Here is a 16,485-nt window from a genome sequence, read left to right as displayed (position 1 = left end):
GCGGGTGTACGCGGTCCCGTGCGAGGCGCGAGGAATCGCACGGCAGTCCGGCTCCGCTACGTCCTGCTCACACCCCAGTCGATCGGGTCCTGCGCCCGCTGCGGGAACCCGACGACGGGAACGACAGGACGCTCCGTGTCACGCCGAGATGCGGCCAACCAGCGCGTCGGGCGCCGATGGGCGGCAAGCAGCATCGTCGCGACGAGGAGGGCACACAGGCACAGCAGAACAAGACCCTCGTCCTGATGGCCACCGCTCGACGCGCCTCCGGCGGCTGTACTCAGTGCGGCCAGATCGGCTCGGTCGGCCAGGTCGAACGGGTGAGCGGCGGGCCCCTGCGCGGCCTCGCCGGTGGTGGCCACCGACAGGCTCGCGGTGGCACCGTTGCCGGACGCCGCAGCGCCCGGCAGGTCGGAGTCGATCACGGTGAGGCCGAGCGCGCACGCAAGCGTGAGCAGCACGATGGCGAGCACGTACCGCAGCGCGGTCGTGCTGGCAGCGTCTCGGGTCACGGCGAGCATGGCAAGACGGATCCTAAAGCCCGAACCTGTGCCTGCTTTGCCTCCCGCTCGGTCAGGACTGCTCGGCGACGGCGTCCGTGAACTCCCAGTGCCACGGCTCGTACTTCGACCCGCCAGGACGCGCCCAGTCCGGGTTGTCCCAACCGGAGTCCTGCGCCTGCTCGGCAAGCCAGTCCCACCGCTCGCCGGCGTACGTCTCGGCGCACAGGTCCACCGCAAGGCCCCAACCGTGGTTGGAGTACCCCGGCTGGGCGGCGAGGTACCCCTTGGCAGCCTTGGTCGCGACCTGCTGGTCGTAGGACCGGTACCCGTCCGCCAGGCACATCGACTCGCCGAAACGGGCCGTGTACGCCTCGTTCAGCGCGGCGAGGCTCCTCGCGGCATCGGCGCGGATCTCCTGGGCTCCCTCCCACGGGGCGCACAGCTGGTCGGACGGGACCTGGCCGTTGGCGAACCCGGTACCCACCTCGACGTCGCACCCCGCAAGCGGGCCGGCCGCGGCGCCGTCCGCCTCCTCGCCGGCCGACGCGTCGGCGCCGGTGGCGCCCGTGTCGCTGGGCGGCTCCGGCTTCGGCTCCGGAGGCGCCGGGACGATCTTGGCGCGCGACGGACGCTCGTCGGTGCGCGAGATCTTCGCCGAACGATCGACGACCACCGGAGGCGCGGCCTGGACCCGCTGCGTCGCCTCGGCCGGCGCTTGTGCGCGCGCCTCGGGTCGCTGGTCCAGCGTCTCGGCATGTGCGAGCTGACTCTCGCTCGCGGTGATCGCGAACGCACCCGTCGTGGCGACCAGGGCGACGATGCCCACGCCGTGACCCAGCAGGCGAGCCGCAGCGCGGGGCCCGGCGGAGCGGCCGGGGCGATCCTGGGCGTGGCGACCACGGGTCGCCCGGGAGCGATCGGGGTGGGTCGTGCTGCGCGGGGCGGAGTCGGGCCGGCCGTGCTTCACGCGGCACCACCGGCCACGAGCAGACCACGCCAGGCAGGCGAACACGGACAGGAGCGCTCAGGGCGCAGGAAAGCGTGCATGGGGATCTCCTGGCGCCTGCGAGGTTAGCTGTCGGATTCGGGTCGGAGACTGACCCGGCCAGCGAGCGCGCTCGCGTGGCTTCACCCCGAGGACGCCGCGATGCGACGCCCGAAAGTGGGTCCCCCGTCCCTGCCAGGTGTCAGTTCAGCACCAGCGGTGGCAGGGCTCGGCGCCCGCCGGCGTGTCCCCACGGTCGTGGGGTGGCGGCGAATCTACCCGACGCTCAGCCGAAAGTCACGAACGGATAACGGTGCGCACTCACGAGGTGCGCTTGGCCACGAGGTAGGCCGTAAGCATCTCCAAGAGCTCCGCACTGAGCGTCGCGCTATCGAAAGGCTGGCCATGGCCGGCGAATCGGTGCGTGACGGACTCGACCGTCGTTACGGCGAGCAGTGCCGCTTGGCCGGGGTCGTGAATGTGACCGCCCGGGACCTCCAGGAGCAGCTCCGCGACGGTCCGGACCGTCGCGGCATGGCTGGCGGTGTACGCGGCAACGAGCTCAGGAGACCGGGAGGCCTCATCCAGGATCACGCGCTGGAGCGCGGGATCGTGCGCATGGATGGTAACCACGGCGTCCACCAACGGCTCGAGCCATGCACGGTCCGACGCGGGTGGCCGGCCAGCAGAGGACAACGCGGCGCGTACCGCGGCATCGGCCTCCTCGAGGTGTCGGAGAGCGAGCGCGTGCAGGACCGCGTCCTTGTTCGGGAAGTACTGGTACAGGGAGCCGACCGAGACCTCGGCCCGCTGCGCGATCCGGTCCGTGGTTGTCGCGGCGTAACCCAGCTCGCCGAAAACGCGAGCCGCCGCCGCGAGGATGTGCCCCACGGTGCGCCGCGAGCGAGCCTGTTTCGGCGCCTTGCGGGGGCTGTGGCCGGACGGGGCAGGCGTCATCGGGTCTCCGTGGATGCGAGTACCAAACCTGAGTAATTCCTCATATTCTAGAGGGCCGCGACGAAGGAGCCCGTCATGACCACTCCCGCACCGGAGACGTCCCCCGTCGACCAGCGTCTGGCGCGCGCCTCGTGGGGCCCGCTGCCGTACTTCCTGCCCTTCGTGGTCTACGTGATCCACACCCTCGAGGAGCTCCCGGGGTTCGCGAGTTGGGCGACCGCGCACTTCGGCCCCGAGTCCACAGAGACCTTTGCCGCCTACCACATCCCGCTGATGCTGCTCGTCTTGCTGGCCTCGTGGCAGGCCTCGCGAGCGACGAGGGCCAACGGCTGGGTCGTTGCTGCCACGGCATTCCAGTGGCAGTTCGGCGTCAACGCGCTGTTCCACCTGACCACCTGGATCACCCTCGGCGTCTACTCGCCCGGGGTGGTCACGGGCGCAGTCGTGTCGATCCCTGCGACTGTCGCCTACCTCGTCTGGATCCGACGCCAGAACCGCATCACCATCCGACAGATATGGCTCGCGGCTGCGATCGGTACCGCAATCGCCGCTGCCGCGATCGGGTTCCTCTTCCTATGAGCGCGTTGGCCCTTCGTCGCAACGCGATCTAGGTGGAATACCTCCTCCTTCGTCTGTAGGTATTCGACGACGCGACTCGATGCTTCAAGACTGACCGATACTGCGCCGCGGCAGAACGGGTTCTGCCTAGACCGCAAACGCTCGGTTCTGACGCGAGTTACTTCGGGTCCGGTATGCAGCACCCGTCGCTGCACCCTTCTTCGCCCTCGTCGTCATGAGCGAGGAGCGCGCCGACCGGGGTGCAGCAGGCGTCGCCGCGCCATGCCTCGATGCCCTCCTTGATCGCGACACCGGCGATGACGAGCGCGGCGAGCGGGTCGGCCCAGGTCCACCCGAGGGTGGAGTTGAGCACCAGGCCGACGAGCAGGACCGCGGACAGGTAGGTACACAGCAACGTCTGCTTGGAATCGGCGACGGCGGATGCCGAGCCGAGCTCGCGGCCGGTGCGGCGCTCGAACCAGGACAGGAACGGCATGATCGCGAGGCTGACGGCAGCCAGAACGATGCCGACGGTGGAGTGGTCAGGCTCCGCGGCTCCGAACAGGGTGCGCACGGCGTCGACGGTGACGAACAAGGCAAGGCCGAAGAACGACACCGCGATTAGCCGCATGGCGGCACGCTCACGGCGGTGCGGGTCGGGGGCGGCGAACTGCCAGGCCACCGCGGCCGCAGACAGGACCTCGACGACAGAGTCGAGCCCGAACCCGACCAGCGCCGCGGACGAGGCGATGCGTCCTGCGGTGATCGCGACGACGGCCTCGATGACGTTGTAGGTGATCGTCGCGGCCACGATCCACCGCACACGGCGCTCAAGCACCGCGCGGCGCGCAGTGGACAGCGGGCGAGGGCCGAGTGAGAGCGAGGTCATGAGCAGGTGCACCCTTCGGGCGAGCAGCAGGTCGGGTCGACGGCCACGACCAGGCGCAACAGGTCGTCGAGGGCCGGGGCAAGGTGCGAGTCGGCCAGCCGGTACCAGGTGCGACGCCCGTCCGGGATCGCCTCGACCAGGCCGCAGCCGCGCAGGCACGCAAGCTGGTTCGACATCACCTGCCGGGAGACCTCAAGCGCGTCGGCGAGATCTGCTGGGTAGGCCGGCGCCTCGCGCAGCGTGAGCATGATCCGGGTGCGGGTCTCGTCCGACAGCGCATGCCCGAGCCGCGCGAGCGCGGCGGTGTGGGTGAGCGTGACCGTCTCCATGAGCGTGACAGTACACGGAAGCGTGAATCCACAACACCCTGTATCCACCGCCCGGTCTCGCGCCGTGTCAGAACCGACCGGTTTTGACGCACCAGCGCCGCGGTCTCGCCGCGCCGGTGACACGCCGCTCAAAAACCCCCTTCAAAACCCCGCCGGTTCAGAACCTCCCGCGGGGGTTTTCGCTACGGTCACGGCATGGCGATCACCTTCGGCTACGCGCGGGTCTCGACGTCGACGCAGAACCTCGACGCACAGCGCGACGCGCTCCTCGCCGCCGGCGTCGACGCGCGACACCTACGGGTCGAGACCGCGTCCGGCCGGCGCGACGACCGCCCGGTCCTCGCCGCACTACTGGCCGAGGTCGACGCCGGCGACACCGTCGTCGTGGCCAAGCTCGACCGCCTCGGTCGAAGCGTGTCCCACCTGGTGCGCGTGATCGACGAGCTGGAGCGCCGCGACGTCGCCCTCCGGTCCTTGTCCGAGCAGATCGACACCAGCACGTCGGCGGGCCGGTTCATGGTGCACATGCTGGCCGCCCTCGCCCAGATGGAGGCCGACCTGATCCGCGAACGCACTCTCGACGGCCTGGCTGCCGCGCGCTCGCGCGGACGGGTCGGAGGGCGCCCGACCGTGATGTCGCCGGAACGACTTGCCACGGCGAGAGCGTCCGTCGCCGGCGGCCAGTCTGTTGCCGCCGTCGCGCGAGCGCTCGGGGTATCGGTATCCACGGTCCGCCGGCACCTCGCCGGCCACGTGTGAACCTCGAGCACCGCCGCTGAACTGCTGCTCGTGGCGCCGGCCGGGAACTCGCACCTCACGAGCACGCACCCCTACCAGTGAGTCACACGTGTCTCATTCGTGACTCAGGTGCGTTGAACCTAGCGTGCCAAAGTGGCACGATGGGCTCATGCCCATCCAGGTGACCACCGACGCCTTCGCCGACTCGATCCGCCTCGACATCCACGATCTGACGCGCGAGCTGATCGACAACGTCGGCGCCACTGTCGTTGCCGCAATGACTGGCGCCGGCTCGCGATCGCTGCCGTACAAGTGGGCCGACAAGACCGAGCCTCGCCGTGAGGCTGAGGATCGGCTACGGCTGGGGTACCGCGTGTGGCGGACCGTGCGTGATGCCGAGAAGCCGCATGTCGCCCTGGCGTGGCTCGTGGGTGCGAACCCGCGTCTTGGCGAGGCAACTCCGGTGACATTCATCCGCGAGCTGCGCACCCGCGACGTGGTCGGCGCCGCCGTGGGGTTCATCGAAGACGTTCCGGCATGACGGCCCCGGCCAATGGTCGAGTCTGTAGCGAGACGGGCCTGTACCTCTTGCCCGCGGCCGCCGAAGTCGCCCACCGCGTGGCCAAGGACCGCTACGTCAAGAGCCAGGGCATCAACTCGGCACGCTTCAACGAGGCGGTTGGACAAATCTCCGCCGACGCCGAGGACTCGCGAGGCCGGTTCGACACCTTCGGCCGGACGGTCTATTTCGCCGACTCACCCAAGACGGCGTTTGCGGAGGTGCTGCAGGGATTCCGCAAGAGTAAGGCGGCGCTCGTGCCCGACGCGGAAGCCGCGGGGGTGCCGGTCGACCAGTACATCGCCGATGTCGTTCAGGAGGCCCGGGCGAACCAGATCGACGCGCCCTGGGCGATCTCGGTCGACTGGCAGATGGAGCGGTCCATCTGGCAGGTGAAGATGCCGGCCGACGGCTGGTGGGTGGCGATCGATCACCCCTCGACCCAGAACCGCCTGACCGACGACCTTTTCGGCGAGCTGTACCACCTCGGGTACCGACAACTGCACAGCGGGATCGTCGCAGGTGACGATCGCGCCGTCACGACCGTTGTCGCGGAGCACATCCGCAATCTCGTGTTGGACGACGGAAACCTCCCCCTGGGCATCAGTTTTCAATCGAAGACGGAGTACGGCCGCTGCTGGGCGTTCTGGAACCGTCGCATGGACGACGGGCTCGTAGCTTCCCCGAATGACCCGCAGGCGCTCGACGGCGAAGGTCGCAACGTCGCCATCGAGGAATTCGAGACGATCGCGCGCGACTACGACCTCGCCATCCTGACCCGCGGACGGTAGACGCCGACGCTCGCTGGCAAATTGCATGCGTAACGTCCTAGATACGAATTGGGCACGGTAGTTGCCACTACAGTCGGCGCCAGGGAGGACCGGATGACGACCAGCAGTTTCGAAGCACTCGCGGATGCGGTTGTCGCTGCATCGGACGCCGACCGGTGGGACCAGGCAGTACTGGAGTGGCAGGTGGTGAGCGTTGCGCGTGACCCACACGCGGACGGTGTCTGCGTGTGCGGTCAGACCAGGCTCGTCAGCCTCTTCACGATCGAGAACACGCGCAACGGGGAGATGCTCTTCCCGATCGGAAGCTCCTGTGTGAACCAGTTCGGTCGAGCTGACCTGGATCGCCAGGTCGATCTGTGGGAACGCCTCCTAGCTCTCCGTCAAGCAATTGACGCGCGTCAGCCAATCAGGCTTACGACCGAGTATTTCTCGCGCGCCATGCTCGATCACCTGTACGAGTCCGGGGCATTCCCCCCGGACGAGTGGAACGGTGGCGACGGCTGGAAAGACTACGATTTCCTGCTGAAGATGTTTAACAAGCGCGACAAGGCCGCGATCACGGACGGGCAACAACGCAAGATCTACATGTTGCTGACCAGGAAGGTCATCCCATTCGTCCGATCGTACGATCAACTAGGTTAGCGATGCTGCGCTAGCCCGCCGCCGTGCGGTGCGTCGTCATGCATCCTCCGTCGCGCTGGTGGCCGCGCTGATTATCTCGGTCACGACGACGTCGTGCTCGGTGGTATCCGCGAGGCGCTTGGTCAGGTGACCAGTCGCCTGGGCCAGGACGGCAGGGGTCGCACCCTTGAGGGCGCCGGCGATGTGCCGCAGGGCGGCGAGGGAGCCTTCGACGTGCTCGAGGTCGTACCGGGCGAGGGTGGCGTCGATCGCGGCCTGGACGATCGGCCGGGCGTCGTCGACGAGGACTCCGCGGAGCTGGGAGCGCTGACCTGCCTGCACGAGGTCTGCAGGGTCGGTTCCCGGCTCGAGGACGGCCGCGCGCACGGTCGCCGCTTCATCGGTGGTCAGGAGGTTCCACAGGCGGCAGATGGCGCCCTGGCCGGCGGTGTCAGCGTCGGTCGCGTTGATGAGTCGACCCACGGCGGCGGGGTCGATGTCGCGCAGCTGCTGCAGGTGGCCCGCGGTGATGGCTGTCCCGCACAGGCCGAGGGGCACGAGGTCGTTGCCGGCGCGGCGTACGGCTTCGGCGTCGAGGGCGCCCTCGACGAGCACGGGGATGCCGCCTCGGGCGATACGTGCCGCGGCGTCGGCGTCGAGTCCGTACAGGGCGCGGGACTTGTCGTAGGCCGGGGTGCTGGTGGTGTTGAGGTACTTCGGTGGTGCGTCGGGGTCGACGTCGGTGGCGGGGTTGCGCCGCGCGGTGAACCCGATGATGCGGTCGCTCGCGTCGCGGATGGGCAGGACCAGGCGGTCGCGGAAGGCGTCGCCCACTCCCCCGTTCTTGGCCTCGAGGGCGAGGCCGGCGTCCAGGAGCTCGGTGTCGGTGAACCCGCGCCGGCGCAGCGTGGGCACGAGCCGGGCCCAGCCGGCGGGCGCCTGGCCGGCGACGGTGCCACGCAGGCCGCGGGAGGCGAGGTATCCGGTCACCCACTCCCCCGGCTGGGTGGCGTGCCAGCGCCAGTAGTCCCAGGCGGCGGTGTTCACCGCGATGACGCGCTCTGCGGTGGTGGTCATGGTCTCCTCCTCCCCTGCTGCTCGGTCACGCGGCCGCGGCCGCGACGCGGTTGATCTGGTCGACCCTGAAGCCGCTCCAGTGATCCTGCCCGGTGCCGTCCTCGACAACGACCACGGGGGCCTCGGAGTACCCGAGCTCCTCGGTGACGTACTCGCGTGCGGCGGGGTTCTCGGCCAGCTCGACGACGTCGACGTGCACGCCCTTGGCCTCGAGCTTGTCCTTGGTCATCTTGCAGCGCATGCACGCTGGCCCAGTGCTGTAGACGGTGACGCTGAGCATGACGCCCTCCTCGCTCACTCGGTGGGATCGTTCCTGATAGCGGAGCCAGGGCCGCCGTGAGCGGCCGGCGTGTCAACCCGCAGGGCGGCGGGGGAAGAAGTTCTCGGTCGAGATAAGGAGCGCAGCGACGCGGCCGTGAAGTTCTGGCGGAGCCGGTGGGCCACGCGGTGTTGGTGGCCCGCTTGCACGCCGGGCGCGGCGGCCATGATGGAGCGGCAGGAACGAGCCCCACTGGTGCGGGCGCAGCCCGCACGGTCCATGCCGCCCCGCAGGGGCGCCCGCCCAGGGTTCATGCCTGTACGGCCTCGTCGAGCAGGCTCGGCGTCTGCGCGTCGGATCGGGCACCGTGCTTCTTCAGGACACGGTTGACGGTCGATCGCGACCACGGGACGCGATCGGCGATGGCCCGCTCGGACAGTCCCTCATGGTGCAGCTCGAGGATGACGGTTGCCTGCTCGTCGCGGGCGATCTGCTGGGCGGCGGCGACGGGCGCCGGCACGGCGCTCTGGACGACCGCCACCGGCAGCGGGTCCGGCGACGCGGCCGCGGGCTGCTGCTCTTCCTCGACTCCCGGCGCAGGCTCGTCCGTCTCGACGAGCGCTGAGGGCGACGTCGGCGCGTCGTCGACGTCGTGGCCGCCGCGGCCGCCGCGGCGCACGCCGCGGCGCGCGGCCGCCGAGGCGCCGAGAGCGTCGAGCCGTTCGCCGTGCCGAGCGGCCGCCTCGAACCGGTCGACCCAGGCTCGCGTGCGAGCGTCGAACTCCTCGACGGTGAGCAGCTTCAGCGCGCGATCACGCGCGGTCTGCTGGCGCCGGTGCGCGGCGCGCACGCGCCGGGCGTCCGCGCGGCCGCCCGCGTCGTCGCGGCGAGCATCACGCCACCGCTCGGCGCTGACGATGAAGCGGTGCACGCGGCGCTCACGGCGCCGCTCATCGAGAGTGTTCCCGGTGACCAGGTGCCGCTCCCCCACCAGCGCGAGGTGCCACATCAGCGCGGCGACCAGGGGCGGCACGAACCGGAAGACCACCATGTAGGGCGTGGAGCCGTTCATGACGGCGACCTCGTGCAGGGCCGCGAACGTGCCCGACGTGCCCGACAGAATCCACGTGAGCGTCAGCAGGACGCCGTACGGGCGGGCGTTGAGGGCGGCCCTGCGGGCCATCAGCGCGACAGCGATCAGGGCGATCTCGAGGAACCCGGCGAGCATGTACGCCTCGGCGGGCACCATGCCGGCGACCTCGAGCCCGAACAGGACCATGCCGCGGTAGGCCAGCGCGGTCGCGATGGCGGCGGCCGCGACGACAGCGGCAAGAGGGAGTCGATCGTGACCCGCTGGCGAGTCCGTCTGGTTCACAGGGAAGACCTCCAAAATTAGGGCGCCTGCGCCTAGTTTAACAGAACTGGGGCGCATGCGCACTGTTATCGTGGGTGGATGACCAGGTCAGACGACGCCACTTCGCCCGCCGCTGCGGGTCTCGACCCGGGTCCGGGTCCGGGCGGCCTGTACGACGTGGCCCGCCTGGCTCAGCGGCTCGGGCTGGCCCGCACGTCGCTGCGCAACGCGCGCCTTCGCGGTGCGGACTGGCTCCCGGCTCCCGCGGGGGAGCTCAACGGTGGCCCGGTGTGGTCCGCGTCGAGCCTGGAAGGGATCGAGGATCGGCGCCGCGGCCCTGGTCGGCCGCGCGGCTCGCGCTGAGCGTCAGCGGGCGCCGGTGCGGGTCGGGCCGGTCCAGGCGTCGAGGGTGCGGCGCGTGATGCCGGCCGCCGCGGCAAGGTCGGTCTTGCTCATGATGCGCGCGGCGTGAACGCCGCGGACGGCGGTCCGCAGGACGTCCCGGCGTCGGGCCTCGTCGGCGTCGGCGGCCCCACGGGCCGGCCCGCCCTCTCGGGTGAGCTCGGCGAGCAGCCGGACGCCGTGGGTGGCGTACCAGCTCGCGGCCAGGATCTCCGCCGACGGGTCCTCGTCGAGCACGAGCGCGGCCAGGCGTGCGGTGGGCGCGATGAGGCCGGCGCCGCCGGCGTGGGTGAGCCACGCGGCGATGGCCCGCACGGGACGCACGGTGGCGGGCAGCGGCTCGGGCAGGTCCTTGAACGTGCGGCGCAGGTCGAGCGCGCCCTGCATGCGCTCGTCCCAGTCCCACGAGCCGATCGGCCCGGCGGCCTGGGCCAGGGCCCGGGTCCACGGCTCAGCTTCGGCCCCGTGGTCCGCATGGCCGGCCTGATCCGCCGTGCGGGCCAGGTCGCGGGCCGCGGTGAGCCGCAGCGCGTGCGCGGCGCATTGGCCGGCGGACAGGGTGCGGCGGGCGGCCTTGTGCCCGGTGCGGATGCGGGCCTGGCCGGCCTCTGCGACGGCCCAGGCGTCTTCGGCCCCTTCGGGCGCGGCCGCGGCCGCGCGTACCTGCTCGAGCAGCTCGAGGATGGGTGCGGCGTGCTCGGCGGGGAGCTCGTCGAGCCGGCGGGTCGTCATGGGCTGGGTACCTCGAGGGTGCAGGCGGCGGCACGCCCCGCCAGAGGCGGGGGGTGTGGGGGGCGGCATGCCCCCCACGGCGTTTCGTGGCCCGAGCCTACGTGTCCGGCTGTGAGTGGTGGCGGTCATGGCTGCTCCTGTCGTGTCGCGGGGTGGGCGAGCCGCGGCCGCCCTTGTGGACGGCCGCGGCCCTACTGCCGATGCGGTCAGGCGGCCGCGGCGGGCCGGTGGTCGGCGACCTCCTGCCAGGGCGTGCGGTCGGGGCCGAAATAGCCCTCGACGGTGACGCTCTTGGGGTTGGCGCGCAGCACGCGGTACCAGGTGCCGCGGACCTGGACGGCGTCGCCCTTGGCGACGTTGTGGGGTCCGTAGTTGGTGGCCGTGCCGTTGGCCTGCTGGTCGGCGCGCACACCGCGCCAGTAGGTCAGCGCGTCGTCCGTCTCGGCGATCAGCTGCTCGAGCTGCTCGCGACGCGCACCGGTCGCGGCCGGGTGCTCGGTGGCGTAGACGCCGCTGCCGCTGGTGTATCCGTCGCGGCGGCGCTCGAACTTGCGCCGGCCGGCCTCGAGCTTGTCGATGCGGTTGGCGACGGTGACCGGGTTGTACCGGGCGGCGGTGGTCGCCGCGGCCTCGGTCGCGCGGCGCTCGGCCTCCTCGGCGGCGCGGCCCGCCTCGACGCTGCGGCCCAGGGAATTCCACGCGCGGGAGATGTCCCGGCGGTGGCGTCCCTCGGAGTGGTGGCCGATCTTGACCGGCTCGCCCTCGGGCGGCAGCCGCTCGACGTCGCTGTGGTGACGCGCCCACGCGGCGGACTCGTCCTCGCGGCGACGCTCGGCCTTCGCGGTCAGGGCGTCGACCCGGTCGGCCTGGCGGGCAATCTTGTCGGCCTCGACGTCGGCAGTCGCGCGCGCGGTGTTGTCGATGGTCACCTCGACGTCGTGCCCGGCCGCGCGCAGCGCGGCCGCGGTCGCGTCGATCTGCCGGGTCTTGGCGTGCTGGTCGCGCGAGCGCGGGATGTACCAGGCGCCGAGGTTGCGGCTCCAGCGCCAGCGCTGGGCCTTGAGGACGTCGGCGGTGCCGTCGCCGCGGGCGGTGCCGTCGATGAGGGTTCCGGCCTCGTGGGTGTGGGTGATGGTCAGCATGTCGGGTGGTCCTTCCGGTGGTCCGCTGGTGGCTCTTCCTGGTCCAGCCGGTGGGCCGGGGGTCTCCCCTCCGGCCCACCGGGGCACGTCAGGCGGCCAGCGGAGCCGGGCCGGTGGCGGTGTGCACGACGCTGAGCTCGTGCGCCACGGTCCCGGCGGGGACCTCGACCTCGTGGCACAGCACGCCGCGACGGTCGATCACCAGGTGCGAGCGGTTGCGGCCCAGCGACAGGGCCTCGGTCGTGCCGCTCAGGATCGGGTTGGTCGCCGTGAGCGTGTAGGGGTCGGCCGCGTCCATGCGGTCGAGCACCTGGGCCACGGACTCCCCCGTCATGAGCGTGCGAGCCTCGGCGGCCGAGACGTCGAGCGCGAAGCCGGCCGCGTCGGGGGTCTGGTGCTGAACGGTCGTGGTGCTGATGGTGCGAGCCATTTGGCCCTCCTCTTGCTGGCGTCGGGTGGCCGGTGGTCTCCGGCCGTTGCTTGCCCTGCCAACACCTTTAATATACATCACCTAGCGTCATTTGTATACTCAAACCTGGAGTTCCGTGCCCGGGATTCTTCGCGTACTCGGGCCGCTGGCCCGGGGTGGCCCGACCTTGGGCCACCCTGGCCGGGCTAGTCCTCGTTGGGCATGAGGATGGTCAAGACGGGCTCGGCGTTGTCGCCGGGGCCGAAGTGGACGCGCAGCGTCGTCCGGCGCGGGCTCTGGGCACGGGGCGCGTTGGGCACGCGCAGCACGTCGAACAGAGCGCGGTCCTCCCACGGCGGCGTATTGGCGAGCGCGTGTCGGGCCATCGTGAGCACGTCCCACAGTCGCCCGGTCTCGCCCTGGACGCCGCCGTGGTCCCAGGCGACGGCGTCGGCCCAGGCGGCGGAGGTCAGCGCGAGCGGGTAGCGGAAGCCGGCTTCGCGGGCGAGGTCGGCGGGGACCTCGCGCAGCGCTCCGTCCTCGATGGCCTGGGCGCGGGTGTAGGTGTGGATCGCGGGCCCGAACAGGTCGGTGAGGTCGTGGCTCATGGTGGGGTTCTCCTTCGTAGGTCCGGGTCGAGATCGTCAGCGGGTGGGGTTGAGGGTGTGGTGCGCGCTCCAGAGCTGGTCCTTGGCCGTGCGGAGGGTGCCGCGGGCCGCCGTGACGTCGGCGTCGCGCACGCCGGACCGCTGGAGGATGCGCCGCGCGGCGCGCACGTGGGCGAGGGCCTGCGTGATGGCCTTCTGGCGGGCGCTGTCGTCCGCCGGGGTGTCGAGGTCGTCGGGAGTCGTGGTCTTGGGGTCGAAGATCCGGAACTCGCCGGAGTTCACGGCGGCGTCGAGGGCGGCCAGCAGGGCCGCGTCGGCGGGGTTCTGGGTGGGGGTCTGACCGGTCATGGTGGGTTCCTCTCGGGACGGGGACCGCTTGGCGCACGGTCGCTGTGGGGCGTCGTTCCTGATAAGCGGAGCAGCACCCGCCCGGCCCGAAGCGGCAACCCCGAAGGGGCGCCGGGGGAGGAAGTTCTCGGGCGAAATAAGGAGCGCAGCGACGCGTCCGAGAAGTTCCGGCGGAGGCGGCGGCGAAGCCGCTTGTGCGTAGGGCCGGGCGGGGGATGATGGAGCGTCAGGAACGACGCCGCTTGTTGATGCAGCTGGGCCGCGCAGCGGCCGCCGTTCGGCGCCGGCCGAAGGTCGGCATCGGTTCGTGCCGCTCCCCCGCCGCCGGCTCACCCACCCCCGGTCCTGTGCGGGCCACCGATCCGGCGCAGCCGGACCTCACTGCCCACCGGTGGTTCACGCTGTGGCTCGGTCGTCGGTTCGCTCGAGCTGCGGCGGTGGCGGGGGTCCGGGGGCGGCATGCCCCGGCTGTTGCGGTCGGCCCTCGATGGGCCGGCCGCGACACCATGCCGACCAGCAAGAGTCCGGGGCGGCCCGGAGGTGGCCCGGCCCTGGTTCGGGCCGGGCCACCGGTGGTTCTACTTGCTGGGCCGCTCGGCGTCGTCCTGCACGCCACGGGCGATCTGCTCGACGTCGGAGAGCGTGTAGCCCCAGGATTCGAGGGCGGTCAGGTAGTCACGCTCGTGGCCCGGGTTCCGCCAGGTGTGGGTGCCGGTCTCGCCTTCGCGGGCCGCGAGGGCCAGCACGAGCGCGATGTGCTGGGCGCGGCTGGGGGTGGCCTTGGCGATCATGGCGGCGATGTGCTGCCCGGTCGCGTAGTAGCCCGTCTCGGCCTTCGCGCCGAGCCATTCGGTGGCGAGGGCGTGACCCTTCTCCCCCGCCCGGCGCAGGATGAACGAGTCCGCCGCGATGGCAAGTGCGACGTACTCGGCGGCTCCCTTCGGCGCGGTCTTGCGCTTGGCGAACTCCGCCAGCCATTCGCGGCGCACGACCTCGGCGGACTTCCACGCCTTGTTGTTCTCGATGACCGTGCGACGTTCCGCCTTCTGCTCGTCGGTCATCGGGCCGGACTTCGGCGTGCCCATCGCGGCGTACTTGTCGCCGTGCCCGTGGGTGCGCCAGTTGGTGCAGACGTAGACGACGGTGACGCTGCTCCACGACGAGCGGATGTAGGCCGCGTGGCCGGGGCACTCGGCGTGGGCCTCCGGGGTGAGGTCCGTGCCGTGGTCCGCCTCGGTCGAGGGGCGAAGTTCGCTCAGGCTGCGGACCTTCTTGTCGTCGTAGGACGGGGCCTCGACCTCGGTCACGCCCTCGGCGGCCAGGGCCTCGCGGGCGGCGGCGACCTGCTCGGCTCGCTCGCGATCGTCGCGGGCGCGCTGGGCCTCGTGCGCGAAGCGTCCCGGCTCCTTCACTGCGACGGCGGTCAGGGCCTTGACCGTCTCGGGGGCGTCGGCGAACTCCGCCAGGACGGCGGCCTGGTCGAGCGTGAGGTCGTACTTGGCCTGTACGGCGGCGGCGACCTTCGACTCGGCCACCTTGAGCGTGACGGCCACCTGGTCCTTCTTGGTGCCGGTGCGCTTGGCGATCTGCCCGGCGGTCAGCCCGAACTCGAGGGACAACTGCCGGAACGCTTCGGTGCGGTGGGTGTCGCGCATGTCGGCGCGGTGGTCGTTCTCGGCCAACTGCTCGATGATCCGGCGGGCCTCGCGGGCCTTCTCATCGTCGTCGCTGGTGACGATCTGGGCGGGGATCGTGGCGCGCCCGGCCTCGATCGCGGCGAGGGTGCGGCGCTGGCCTTCCAGGACGGTCAGGGAGCCGTCGGCCTCGCGGCGGACCCTGATGGCCTGGATGACGCCGTGCTGCCTGATGGAGCCGATGAACTCGCCGCTGAGGTCGGCGTCGGTGCGCACGTTCGCGCCGACGATCAGGGTGCGCGGGTCGAGGTGGGCGAACTCGACGCCCTCGGCCAGCACCTGCGCTGCGCCCTCGCGGGTAGTGGTGTTCTCGGTGTTCGTGGTGCTCGTCATGAGTGAGCGACCTTCCTGCCGGGAGGTAGGTGGCACCCGATGTCCGGGACCGTTTTTCGCCCCCTCCTGGCGCTGGAATGACCGCCCGCATAAGCGGCCCGGAGTGCAAGCCCCGGCACCGCCCGACGGCGGGGCTCGTGGGCCGAGCTCAGGGAGCGAAGCGACCGCAGGCCCACGAGTTTCGACGGCGGGCGGCGGCGCAGCCGCGGGGCTTGCGCGGAGGGTCGCGCGGGCGATCATGGAAAGCCAGGAGGGGGCACAGCCGGCCCCGCGCGCCAGCGCGGAACGACAGGGCCGCGCAGCGGCCGCGGTTCGGCGCCGGCCGAAGGTCGGCATGGGCTCGTGCCGCTTCCCCCGCCGGCCAGCTCGCCGGTCCTGACCATCTCCCTGTACGGCGTTCGGGCTCACACCGTTACAGGCCACTGACCTGAACTTCTCGCCGAATTTCCGGGTGCCTCGCATGGTCCGCACGACAGTGTCGATCTCTTCGGCGCGTGACGGTGCGTGGCGGACCAGGACGCGACGCCGTGCTCGGCGGTACAGGGGTGGCGGGTCGGCGAGGTCGAGGGCCCGTTGCCAGAGGTCACGTACCGAGATGTCAGCCTCGGCTGCCGCCGCTGCCACCTCGTCCAGGCCTGCCTGCGGGACGGGGCCCTTCCCCCATTGGTACGAGACCGTAACAGCGATGAGGGTCCCCTCCAGCACCTTCTTGTGCGCTGCCGCCACGGCCTCACGGAGCGCGTCGTCGTTCACCCTTGAGAACCGGTTGAGCGCGCCCCTGAGCGCGCTAGAGAGCTCGGGAATGTTCGCGAGGGGATCTTCGGGCCGCACGGCCACGTCTGTTACCGCGTCGTACCACGCGCCCAGCGGCCTTTCACATTCCTCGAGCGCTCGGTGCAGGCGCTCCGCAAGCGCACGCCGGCGCTCGTGCCGCGCGGCGATTGACGGGGAGATCACGGCAGATATCAACGCGCTGAGGAGACCAACGGCGCCACCGATCGCAACACCCCAGAGTGTCTCGCTCACGACCCGACCTCCACGTCCAGACGTGGCGAGATCGTCCCATGACACAACCGGCGATGCGTGGTCGCAGCGCGCGGGTCGAGAGGCGGGGGTCCGGGGGCGGCATGCCCCCGGCTGGGCGGGGCCCGGCCGGCGTGGGGCGGGGCCCGCCCCCCCCCGACCGGGTGGCGGCCC

General features: G+C 71.3%; 20 protein-coding genes and 1 riboswitch. Of the genes, 6 read left to right on the top strand and 14 right to left on the bottom strand.

Annotation, left to right across the window (positions count from 1 at the left end; translation table 11 throughout):
- Positions 1-56: 56 nt before the first annotated feature.
- From ABZ493_RS16235 to ABZ493_RS16225, 3 genes are all read right to left on the bottom strand, one after another.
- Positions 57-521: a hypothetical protein gene (locus ABZ493_RS16235; RefSeq protein WP_430583184.1), complete on the bottom strand. Its 465-nt coding sequence runs from the start codon at positions 519-521 to the stop codon at positions 57-59.
- A 52-nt stretch (positions 522-573) separates the two neighbouring features.
- Complete coding sequence (locus ABZ493_RS16230) at positions 574-1,329, bottom strand: M15 family metallopeptidase (RefSeq protein WP_430583183.1); 756 nt, start codon at positions 1,327-1,329, stop codon at positions 574-576.
- Between the two features lie 220 nt (positions 1,330-1,549).
- A riboswitch (cyclic di-AMP (ydaO/yuaA leader) is annotated at positions 1,550-1,706 on the bottom strand.
- A 103-nt stretch (positions 1,707-1,809) separates the two neighbouring features.
- Positions 1,810-2,445: a TetR/AcrR family transcriptional regulator gene (locus ABZ493_RS16225; RefSeq protein ID WP_430583182.1), complete on the bottom strand. Its 636-nt coding sequence runs from the start codon at positions 2,443-2,445 to the stop codon at positions 1,810-1,812.
- Positions 2,446-2,520: 75 nt separating this feature from the next.
- On the opposite strand from ABZ493_RS16225, the gene ABZ493_RS16220 reads away from it, so the two are divergent.
- On the top strand, positions 2,521-3,024 hold the full coding sequence (locus ABZ493_RS16220; protein ID WP_430583181.1) for an HXXEE domain-containing protein: 504 nt from the start codon (positions 2,521-2,523) through the stop codon (positions 3,022-3,024).
- 157 nt (positions 3,025-3,181) lie between these two features.
- Here ABZ493_RS16220 and ABZ493_RS16215 read toward each other — a convergent pair whose 3' ends face one another.
- The gene (locus tag ABZ493_RS16215; RefSeq protein ID WP_430583180.1) at positions 3,182-3,892 is read right to left on the bottom strand and encodes a cation transporter; all 711 of its coding nucleotides are present in this window, start codon (positions 3,890-3,892) and stop codon (positions 3,182-3,184) included.
- Positions 3,889-4,221, bottom strand: coding sequence for a metalloregulator ArsR/SmtB family transcription factor (locus tag ABZ493_RS16210; RefSeq protein ID WP_430583179.1), 333 nt, complete (start codon positions 4,219-4,221; stop codon positions 3,889-3,891). The genes ABZ493_RS16215 and ABZ493_RS16210 overlap by 4 nt, the downstream gene beginning before the upstream one ends.
- Positions 4,222-4,416: 195 nt before the next feature.
- Between ABZ493_RS16210 and ABZ493_RS16205 the strand changes: the two genes are divergently transcribed.
- The 4 genes from ABZ493_RS16205 to ABZ493_RS16190 all read left to right on the top strand — a co-directional run bounded on the left by ABZ493_RS16205 (position 4,417) and on the right by ABZ493_RS16190 (position 6,951).
- Positions 4,417-4,980: a recombinase family protein gene (locus ABZ493_RS16205; protein ID WP_430583178.1), complete on the top strand. Its 564-nt coding sequence runs from the start codon at positions 4,417-4,419 to the stop codon at positions 4,978-4,980.
- Between the two features lie 148 nt (positions 4,981-5,128).
- Positions 5,129-5,500 (top strand): hypothetical protein, encoded by a 372-nt coding sequence (locus ABZ493_RS16200; RefSeq protein ID WP_430583177.1) that lies wholly within the window; start codon positions 5,129-5,131, stop codon positions 5,498-5,500.
- Positions 5,497-6,309: a hypothetical protein gene (locus ABZ493_RS16195; RefSeq protein WP_430583176.1), complete on the top strand. Its 813-nt coding sequence runs from the start codon at positions 5,497-5,499 to the stop codon at positions 6,307-6,309. Before ABZ493_RS16200 ends, ABZ493_RS16195 begins: the two co-directional genes overlap by 4 nt.
- 93 nt (positions 6,310-6,402) lie before the next feature.
- Positions 6,403-6,951, top strand: coding sequence for a hypothetical protein (locus ABZ493_RS16190; protein WP_430583175.1), 549 nt, complete (start codon positions 6,403-6,405; stop codon positions 6,949-6,951).
- A gap of 36 nt (positions 6,952-6,987) precedes the next feature.
- Here ABZ493_RS16190 and ABZ493_RS16185 read toward each other — a convergent pair whose 3' ends face one another.
- The 3 genes from ABZ493_RS16185 to ABZ493_RS16175 form a co-directional block, all read right to left on the bottom strand.
- Entirely contained in the window at positions 6,988-8,007 is a 1,020-nt protein-coding gene (locus tag ABZ493_RS16185; protein WP_430583174.1) for a toprim domain-containing protein, read from the bottom strand.
- Between the two features lie 25 nt (positions 8,008-8,032).
- Positions 8,033-8,287, bottom strand: coding sequence for a glutaredoxin domain-containing protein (locus ABZ493_RS16180; RefSeq protein WP_430583173.1), 255 nt, complete (start codon positions 8,285-8,287; stop codon positions 8,033-8,035).
- Positions 8,288-8,576: 289 nt separating this feature from the next.
- Positions 8,577-9,641, bottom strand: a complete 1,065-nt coding sequence (locus ABZ493_RS16175) for a helix-turn-helix domain-containing protein (RefSeq protein ID WP_430583172.1) — start codon at positions 9,639-9,641, stop codon at positions 8,577-8,579.
- A 78-nt stretch (positions 9,642-9,719) separates the two neighbouring features.
- Here ABZ493_RS16175 and ABZ493_RS16170 point away from each other — a divergent pair, with 78 nt between their 5' ends.
- Positions 9,720-9,983 carry a hypothetical protein gene (locus ABZ493_RS16170; RefSeq protein WP_430583171.1) on the top strand — a complete coding sequence of 88 codons (264 nt, stop codon included), beginning with the start codon at positions 9,720-9,722 and terminating at the stop codon, positions 9,981-9,983.
- 3 nt (positions 9,984-9,986) lie between these two features.
- Here ABZ493_RS16170 and ABZ493_RS16165 read toward each other — a convergent pair whose 3' ends face one another.
- The 6 genes from ABZ493_RS16165 to ABZ493_RS16140 all read right to left on the bottom strand — a co-directional run bounded on the left by ABZ493_RS16165 (position 9,987) and on the right by ABZ493_RS16140 (position 15,288).
- Positions 9,987-10,754, bottom strand: coding sequence for a hypothetical protein (locus ABZ493_RS16165; RefSeq protein WP_430583170.1), 768 nt, complete (start codon positions 10,752-10,754; stop codon positions 9,987-9,989).
- 206 nt (positions 10,755-10,960) lie between these two features.
- Positions 10,961-11,896, bottom strand: a complete 936-nt coding sequence (locus ABZ493_RS16160; RefSeq protein ID WP_430583169.1) for a DUF3560 domain-containing protein — start codon at positions 11,894-11,896, stop codon at positions 10,961-10,963.
- A gap of 88 nt (positions 11,897-11,984) precedes the next feature.
- Entirely contained in the window at positions 11,985-12,326 is a 342-nt protein-coding gene (locus ABZ493_RS16155; RefSeq protein ID WP_430583168.1) for a hypothetical protein, read from the bottom strand.
- A gap of 185 nt (positions 12,327-12,511) precedes the next feature.
- Positions 12,512-12,913: a DUF6573 family protein gene (locus tag ABZ493_RS16150; protein WP_430583167.1), complete on the bottom strand. Its 402-nt coding sequence runs from the start codon at positions 12,911-12,913 to the stop codon at positions 12,512-12,514.
- A 36-nt stretch (positions 12,914-12,949) separates the two neighbouring features.
- Entirely contained in the window at positions 12,950-13,261 is a 312-nt protein-coding gene (locus ABZ493_RS16145; RefSeq protein WP_430583166.1) for a hypothetical protein, read from the bottom strand.
- A 578-nt stretch (positions 13,262-13,839) separates the two neighbouring features.
- Positions 13,840-15,288 carry a ParB N-terminal domain-containing protein gene (locus tag ABZ493_RS16140; RefSeq protein ID WP_430583165.1) on the bottom strand — a complete coding sequence of 483 codons (1,449 nt, stop codon included), beginning with the start codon at positions 15,286-15,288 and terminating at the stop codon, positions 13,840-13,842.
- Between the last annotated feature and the right edge of the window lie 1,197 nt (positions 15,289-16,485).

It is taken from the genome of Isoptericola sp. NPDC019482, assembly GCF_040632295.1.
Classification (GTDB): domain Bacteria; phylum Actinomycetota; class Actinomycetes; order Actinomycetales; family Cellulomonadaceae; genus Isoptericola.
Note: the sequence above shows the minus strand (reverse complement) of the source record. Positions and strands in the feature narration are given on the sequence as shown.